Origin of the sequence: Geminicoccus flavidas, assembly GCF_009806515.1 — a bacterium.
In the GTDB taxonomy this organism is placed as follows: domain Bacteria; phylum Pseudomonadota; class Alphaproteobacteria; order Geminicoccales; family Geminicoccaceae; genus Geminicoccus; species Geminicoccus flavidus.
In genome coordinates this window covers 1-7,129 of sequence record NZ_WUJP01000986.1, presented here as the reverse complement: position 1 = coordinate 7,129, position 7,129 = coordinate 1, and the positions used below count along the sequence as shown (strand labels likewise).

Annotated in this window: 6 protein-coding genes; 4 read left to right on the top strand and 2 right to left on the bottom strand. The window is 66.3% G+C overall.

Annotation, left to right across the window (positions count from 1 at the left end; all coding sequences use genetic code 11):
- The 4 genes from urtB to urtE all read left to right on the top strand — a co-directional run.
- The coding region (urtB, locus tag EQG76_RS28005) for an urea ABC transporter permease subunit UrtB (RefSeq protein WP_159718376.1) at positions 1-1,121 on the top strand (1,121 nt) is incomplete at its 5' end.
- Between the two features lie 6 nt (positions 1,122-1,127).
- On the top strand, positions 1,128-2,267 hold the full coding sequence (gene urtC, locus EQG76_RS28000; RefSeq protein ID WP_159718374.1) for an urea ABC transporter permease subunit UrtC: 1,140 nt from the start codon (positions 1,128-1,130) through the stop codon (positions 2,265-2,267).
- Entirely contained in the window at positions 2,254-3,018 is a 765-nt protein-coding gene (gene urtD, locus EQG76_RS27995) for an urea ABC transporter ATP-binding protein UrtD (protein ID WP_159718372.1), read from the top strand. Before urtC ends, urtD begins: the two co-directional genes overlap by 14 nt.
- Positions 3,018-3,707 carry an urea ABC transporter ATP-binding subunit UrtE gene (gene urtE / locus EQG76_RS27990; protein ID WP_159718370.1) on the top strand — a complete coding sequence of 230 codons (690 nt, stop codon included), beginning with the start codon at positions 3,018-3,020 and terminating at the stop codon, positions 3,705-3,707. Before urtD ends, urtE begins: the two co-directional genes overlap by 1 nt.
- 17 nt (positions 3,708-3,724) lie before the next feature.
- Here the strand turns inward: urtE and EQG76_RS27985 are convergent, their stop codons facing one another.
- Positions 3,725-6,520 carry a DUF4114 domain-containing protein gene (locus tag EQG76_RS27985; protein ID WP_159718368.1) on the bottom strand — a complete coding sequence of 932 codons (2,796 nt, stop codon included), beginning with the start codon at positions 6,518-6,520 and terminating at the stop codon, positions 3,725-3,727.
- A gap of 302 nt (positions 6,521-6,822) precedes the next feature.
- A partial coding sequence (locus EQG76_RS27980; protein WP_159718366.1) for an SDR family NAD(P)-dependent oxidoreductase occupies positions 6,823-7,129 on the bottom strand: 307 nt, incomplete at its 5' end.

Sequence of the window (7,129 nt, the reverse complement as noted above, 5' to 3'; positions counted from 1 at the left end):
ACGAGGCGGTGGCCGCGCAGATGCGCTTTGGCGTGTCGATGCTCTCGCTCTATGCGGCCGATCCGGCCAAGCGCCGGTCCGGCATCGAGGCCCTGTCCGGCTCGCTCGACCCGCGGGTCCAGGGCGTGCTGGCCGGCTACCAGGCGAGCGAGACCGATCCGGAGCTGAAGCAGGCCGCGGCCGACGCGCTGGCGGCGATCGAGCAGAAGCGCTTCTGGATGGATATCGGCGTCAATCTCTACCAGGGCATCTCGCTGGGCTCGATCCTGCTGCTGGCGGCAGTCGGCCTCGCGGTCACCTTCGGCGTGGCCGGGGTGATCAACATGGCCCATGGCGAGATGCTGATGCTGGGCGCCTACACGACCTTCGTGGTCCAGCAGGTCTTCCGCGCCTGGCTGCCCCCTGCCCTCATCGACTGGTACCTGATCGCCGCGATCCCGGCGGCCGCGCTGGTCGCCGGCCTGTTCGGCATCCTGATCGAGCGCGGCGTGATCCGCTTCCTCTATGGCCGTCCGCTCGAGACCCTGCTCGCCACCTGGGGCCTGTCGCTGATCCTGCAGCAGGTGGTGCGCAGCGTGTTCGGCCCGACCAACCAGGAAGTCGCTAACCCGTCCTGGATGAGCGGCGCCTTCCAGTTCGCCGGCGTGACGCTCACCTACAACCGGCTGGTCATCATCCTGTTCAGCCTGATCGTGCTGGCGATCGTCTGGTTCGTCCTGCAGCGCTCCCGCTTCGGCCTGGAGATGCGCGCGGTGACCCAGAACCGGCGCATGGCCGCGGCCGTCGGCATCGACACGGCCCGGGTCGACGCGCTCACCTTCGCCCTTGGCTCAGCGGTGGCCGGCATGGGCGGCGTGGCGCTGTCCCAGGTCGGCAATGTCAGCCCGAACCTCGGCACGCTCTACATCGTCGACAGCTTCATGGTCGTGGTGTTCGGCGGGGTCGGCCAGCTCGCCGGCACGGTGGTGGGTGCCCTCACCCTGGGCGTGCTCAACAAGCTGATGGAGCCGTTCGCCGGCGCCGTGCTGGCCAAGGTGCTCCTGCTGGTGGCCGTGATCCTGTTCATCCAGAAGCGACCCAAGGGACTGTTCGTCCTCAAGGGCCGCAGTGCGGAGGCCTGAAGCCAGATGAACGACCGCACCACCCTGCTGGGGCCCCGTGGCCGCATCGCGATGTTCCTGGTCCTGGCCGTGCTGCTGGTGAGCGTGCCGGCGCTGAACCAGTGGGTGCCGCCGGGCTCACCCTTCCACCTGCCGGACCATGCCGTGCCGCTGGTCGGCAAATATGTCTGCTACGCCCTGCTGGCGCTCTCGCTCGACCTGGTCTGGGGCCTGGCCGGCGTGCTCTCGCTCGGCCACGGCGCGTTCTTCGCGCTGGGTGGCTATGCCATGGGCATGTACCTGATGCGCCAGATCGGCGACCGCGGCGTCTACGGCAACCCGGAGCTGCCGGACTTCATGGTGTTCCTGAACTGGAGCGAGCTGCCCTGGTACTGGCAGGGCTTCGACCAGTTCCCGTTCGCCCTGGTCATGGTGGCGCTGGTCCCGGGCATCCTTGCCTTCGTGTTCGGCTGGTTCGCTTTCCGCTCGCGCATCACCGGCGTCTACCTGTCGATTATCAGCCAGGCCATGACCTATGCCTTGATGCTGGCCTTCTTCCGCAACGACATGGGCTTCGGCGGCAATAACGGGCTCACCGACTTCAAGGACCTGTTGGGCTACCCGCTCCAGGCGATGGAGACCCGGATCGGCCTCTATGTCGCCTCGGTGCTGGCGCTGGGCATCGGCCTCTGGCTCTCGATCCGGATCGCCAACGCGCCGCTCGGCCGCCTGCTGATCGCGATCCGCGACGCCGAATCCCGCGCCCGCTTCCTCGGCCACAGGGTGCTCGCGGCCAAGCTGTTCGTCTGGACGCTCTCCGCCATGATGGCAGGCGTGGCCGGCGCCCTCTACGTGCCGCAGGTCGGCATCATCAACCCGTCCGAGTTCTCCCCGGCCAACTCGATCGAGGTCGCGATCTGGGTGGCGGTCGGCGGGCGCGGCACGCTGATCGGAGCACCCATCGGCGCCTTCATCGTCAACGGCACCAAGTCCTGGTTCACCGGCCTATTCCCGGAGCTCTGGCTGCTCGGCCTGGGGACCTTGTTCGTGGCCGTCACCCTGTTCCTGCCCAAGGGCGTGATCGGCACGCTCATCGAGTTGCGCCTGCGCCGGGCCGGTCCCGCCCTTGCCGCCACGAATCTGGAGCCCGAGCATGCCGGCGCCTGACGTCCTGCCCGCCGACACGCTGCTCTACGTGGACGGTGTCACCGTCGACTTCGACGGCTTCAAGGCGCTGAACAGCCTGTCGCTCTATCTGGGCAAGGGCGAGCTGCGCACCATCATCGGCCCGAACGGGGCCGGCAAGACTACGATGATGGACGTGATCACCGGCAAGACCCGGCCGACCTCGGGCACCGTGCTCTACGAGGGCTCGGTCGACCTCACCCGCAAGGCCGAGGAGGAGATCGCCCGGCTCGGCATCGGCCGCAAGTTCCAGAAGCCCACCGTGTTTGAGGCGCTGTCGGTGCGGGACAATCTGGAGCTGGCGAGCCTGGGCGGGCAGAAGCTGGGCGTGCTGCTCACGATGCGGACCAAGGAAGAGACGCGAGAGCGGATCGACACAGTCCTGGAAACGATCGGCCTGGCCGGGCGGCGGGCGGTGCTGGCGGGCTCGCTGAGCCATGGCGAGAAGCAGTGGCTGGAGATCGGCATGCTGCTGATCCAGGACCCAAAGCTGATCCTGCTGGACGAGCCGGTGGCCGGCATGACCGACGCCGACACCGAGAAGACCGCGGAGCTAATCCTGCGCCTGAAGGGCCAGCACACCGTGGTGGTGGTCGAGCACGACATGCATTTCGTGGAGACGCTGGCAGCCAAGACTACGGTGCTGCACGAAGGCCGGGTGCTGGCCGAGGGCAGCGTCGCCGCGGTGCGCGCCGATCCCACCGTCATCGAAGTCTATCTGGGACGCTCGTGATGCTTGCGGTGGAAGACGTCCATCTGGCCTACGGCGCATCCATCGCGCTGCGCGGCGTGTCCTTGGAACTGCACAAGGGCGAGGTCACCTGCCTGCTCGGGCGCAACGGCGTGGGCAAGACCTCGCTTCTGCGCGCGATCGCCGGCCAGCTGCCGATCAAGGCCGGCAAGGTCGTGCTGGACGGCCAGGACTTGGCGCGGCTGCCGACCCATGGCCGGGCGCGCGCCGGTCTCGCCCTGGTCCCGCAGGGCCGCGAGGTCTTCCCGCGGCTGACCGTGCAGGAGAACCTGGAGACCGGGTTCGCGGCTAGGCGGTCCGGCCGGATCGAGGAGCATCTCTACGAGTTGTTCCCCGTGCTCAAGCAGATGCTCCACCGCAAGGGCGGCGATCTGTCGGGCGGGCAGCAGCAGCAGCTGGCGATCGCCCGGGCGCTCGTCACCGATCCCACCGTGCTGCTCCTGGACGAGCCGACCGAGGGCATCCAGCCGAACATCGTCGACCAGATCGGCGAGGTGGTGGCCGGGCTTGCCCGCACCGGCAGGATGGCGATCCTCCTGGTCGAGCAGTACCTGGACTTCGCGTTCCGCCATGCCGACCAGATCCTGGTGATGGATCGCGGCCGGATCGTGCTGGCGGGTGCGGCGAACGAAATCGACCCGGAGGAGGTGCGCCGGCTCGTGGCCGTCTGAGCCGCCCCGGCGCCGACTCACGCCACCAGGCGTGAGCCAGTGGCGCTGATGAAATCGAGCTGGACGATAATGTCATTGTAGTCCAGGTCGCCGCCGCCTTTCATGTCCTCCCACCCCCAGGTGTTCAGCCCGTAGTTCCAGAGGTGGTTGACCGGGGCACCGTCGACCGCCTCGTTCGCCTGGGCAAAGGCAAAGAACTGGTCGGAGCCACTGGACAGGCGCATGGCGACCAAGTCGCCGGCATCCACGTCGAGGACGCTGGTTTCCAGGTACTCGCCGAAGCCCGGGCCGTCGATCCAGCGGTCGCCGTCGGCGGTCCGATAGGCGCGCGCCTGGCTGGCTGCGTCGTAGCCCGCGTCGCCCGGGGCCAGGCTGTCGATCGTGCCGGTGAGATCGTCGACCTCGTAAATCAGCAGGGAGGCCTGCTTCTCCCCGTTCTGACGCAGGCGCACGATCGCCTCCTGGTCGTCCGCTCCGCCGGCGGTTTCCGCCACGGCGACGACGCGGGCGACCCGGACGGCGCTACCCGGATCCAGGGACAGAAAGTCGACGAAGCCGTAGTCGTTCGACAGTGCGGCCTGCGGCGTAGTGGTCGCCTGACCGGCGATGTCGATCGTGAGCGATTCACCGTCCTCTAGGGTCAGCTGATAGGCACGCGCCTGGCGGTGCCCATCGAACAGGCGGACCAGGCTGGCATCGAAGTCTTCCTGGAGCGACTGCTGTGCGAGCTGACTGGTCCAGGCATAGGCGGAGCCGGCAGCGGCGCCCCAGGAGACCGTCCCGTTCGAGGTGACGACGTCGATCGTGCTGTCGCTGGCCAGCACCGGCTGGAACAGGAGGCTCTGGCTGGCAGCGCTGCCGCCGTCGGCACTGAGCAGGTCCGGGCCTTCACCGTACAACTGACCGTGCGCGATCGTCGTCAGAGCTCGGGTGAGCAGCACGCCGTTGGGCGAGCCCAGGCCGGTAGTGAGGTCATAGCCGGGGCCGGCCTCGTAGCCGAAGCCGGTGGGAACCCCGTCGGCGTAGCTGGAAGTATTGTTGCCGAGCTGGACATCATTGAACGCACCGGGCGCGATCACCGCCGCGTTGTAGAGCAGGTCGGTGACGTAGCCCATCTGCGGCAGGCCCTGGTCGGCGAACACCGCGTTGACCTGGGCCGCGAGCGACGCCCATAGCGGTGTCGAGGCACTGGTCCCGTAGCCCGACACCATCTCGGTCATGTCGGCACTGGGCACCTGATAGAACAGGTTGCCGCCGGCAAGTGCTGCGACATCCGGCACACCGCGACCGCTTTCGGCAAGACGATCACTGGTCGTGGGGGCAAGGCCGAAGGCAGACTGGTACCAAGGGGTTGGCCGGGTGGGATCGACGCCACCGGACGTCGCGGCATTCCAGTAGTAATCGTCCGGGATCACCTCACCCTTATCCAAGGTATAGGTGTTCCACACGGTCTCGATGAGGGCGGTGGTATCGTCCGCATCCTCCGGCAGCCTGTCCAGGCCGCCAGCCATCAGCATCTTCAAGGTAGCGAGGTCGTGGCCGTTTGCCCGATCCACGATCTCGTCCAGCGTCGTGTCGCTCTCTGCCCCCTTCGATGTGTTGATCGATGTGCCACCCACCGACACCGCGAAGGGACTGGACAGGCTGGAGAAGACGTTGGTCAGGCCGTTGCCGATCTGGTTGCCCGAGCCGCCGTCGAACGCCATGAGAAAGACGGACTGGTTGCGCAGCGCCGCGTCGACGAACAGATCGTCATAGGCGGCGAAGAACGGTGAATCGGGCGAGAAGTAGCGATTATCGACGAACGAGGAGGAGATCACGCCCGGGTCATTCTCCTGGTCCCAGATCGCGCTCTGGTAGGCGGAAAAGGCCAGGCTGCCGGCCGCGCCAACATAGATCCCGATCGTGCTGTTCGGCGCCGCCCCTGCCACCACGCCGACGTCGAGCGAGCGCTCGCCACCGACGCCGGTGTTGCTGATGTCGAAATGTTGCCCCTCAGGGTTGTCGACATAGTAGCTGCCGGGTGTGTCGATGCCGAGGGCGTGGCGATAGGCATCCAGCTGCGCCTGGAAGCCGGTCCCCAAATAGTCACCGGGCAAAGCGGAACCGATGCTGGGTTCGATCAAGGCGATGGTGCCCGTCGCGGCCTCGCTGCCGGTCAGCGGAAAGTCGTACATCTTCGCGAGCATGTCCGGCGTGACCAGCATTGTCTCGGACGAGGCGTTGCCGATGCTCTGCGGCCCCTGCGGCAGGTCCACCGGATGATCGACGAGCGCCGATTCGGCGGAGGTGGCGCTCAGCTCGGGCCACAGGCCCGCGAGGGAGATGTTCCAGTCGTCCGGGATCGACAGGTTTCCTTCCCAGAACAGGGTCGAAAGGCCGAGGATGTTCTGCCCGACCATCAGCGGCGTGCCGAAGGTCGTGGCGAACTGGTCCGGGGTCAGTTCGATCCATACCGTGCGGGACTCGGCCGACGAGACGAAGCCTGTGCTAGAGTCGATGATCGAGATGCCGCTGTCCTGCAGCTTGTCGACGAAGTTCTCGTAGACGGCTGGATCAGTTCCGTAGGTTGACCACAAGGTATCGTCGGCTTCCATCCGGGCGAGCGTCGCCTGCCGGGTCGCCCAGTCCTGGTTCAGCAGTTCAGTCGGATCGTTGGCCCGTTCCAGGAACAGAGCGACCTGTATCTTGGTGCCGCCCGACAGCGGCTCGATGCTGGAAGGATCTAGGTCATAGGCCTCAACGACCGTGGTCTCGTCGGTGAGGCGATAGGATGTCAGGTCGAGATAGGTAGAGTTTTCGATCACAGGCATCCTGATCCTCTTCGATATGAACCGGCTGAACCAGCCGTGTCACTACGAGGAGGATTTTCCGGAAATTTTCAATGTATAAAATGGAATGCTTCAATGGTTTGTCAGCGTGTGTTGCGCCGAATATTTAGCAAGCAATAAGCGCACAATCGCCTCATACCTTTGGGTCAATCCATACCACCTCGGTATCCCGGTGCTCCACCTCGCATCAACCGCCGGCATCGTTGCGCGGTGCACGAGCGGATCGTAGCATGGGCTACCGGTGATCGGCTGAGCCATGTTCTCGAATGACGTAAAGCACCAAGCTAGAAGCTCAGCCGCTGCATGATCCGGCCCGGAATCAGCCGGATCACCTGCATGATCCCCCACCAGACGAACGGCACATAGGCGGTCTGCCGGCCCTTCTCGGCGGCGGTGACGATGCTGCGCGCCGCACTCGCGGGATCGGCCATGAGCGGCCCGGCCTTCATCGGCCAGGTCATCGCCGTATCGAGGAAGCCCGGCTTGATCAGGGTGACCGGCACCCCTGCCCCGAACAGCCGGGCGCGCAGCCCCTCGGTGAAGGTGGCGAGGCCGGCCTTCACCGAGCCGTACACATAGTTGGAGCGCCGC

Coding starts and splice junctions, on each gene's coding strand:
- urtC (WP_159718374.1), top strand. CDS start 1,128: ATGAACGACCGCACCACCCTGCTGGGGCCCCGTGGCCGCATCGCGATG.
- urtD (WP_159718372.1), top strand. CDS start 2,254: ATGCCGGCGCCTGACGTCCTGCCCGCCGACACGCTGCTCTACGTGGAC.
- urtE (WP_159718370.1), top strand. CDS start 3,018: ATGCTTGCGGTGGAAGACGTCCATCTGGCCTACGGCGCATCCATCGCG.
- EQG76_RS27985 (WP_159718368.1), bottom strand. CDS start 6,520: ATGCCTGTGATCGAAAACTCTACCTATCTCGACCTGACATCCTATCGC.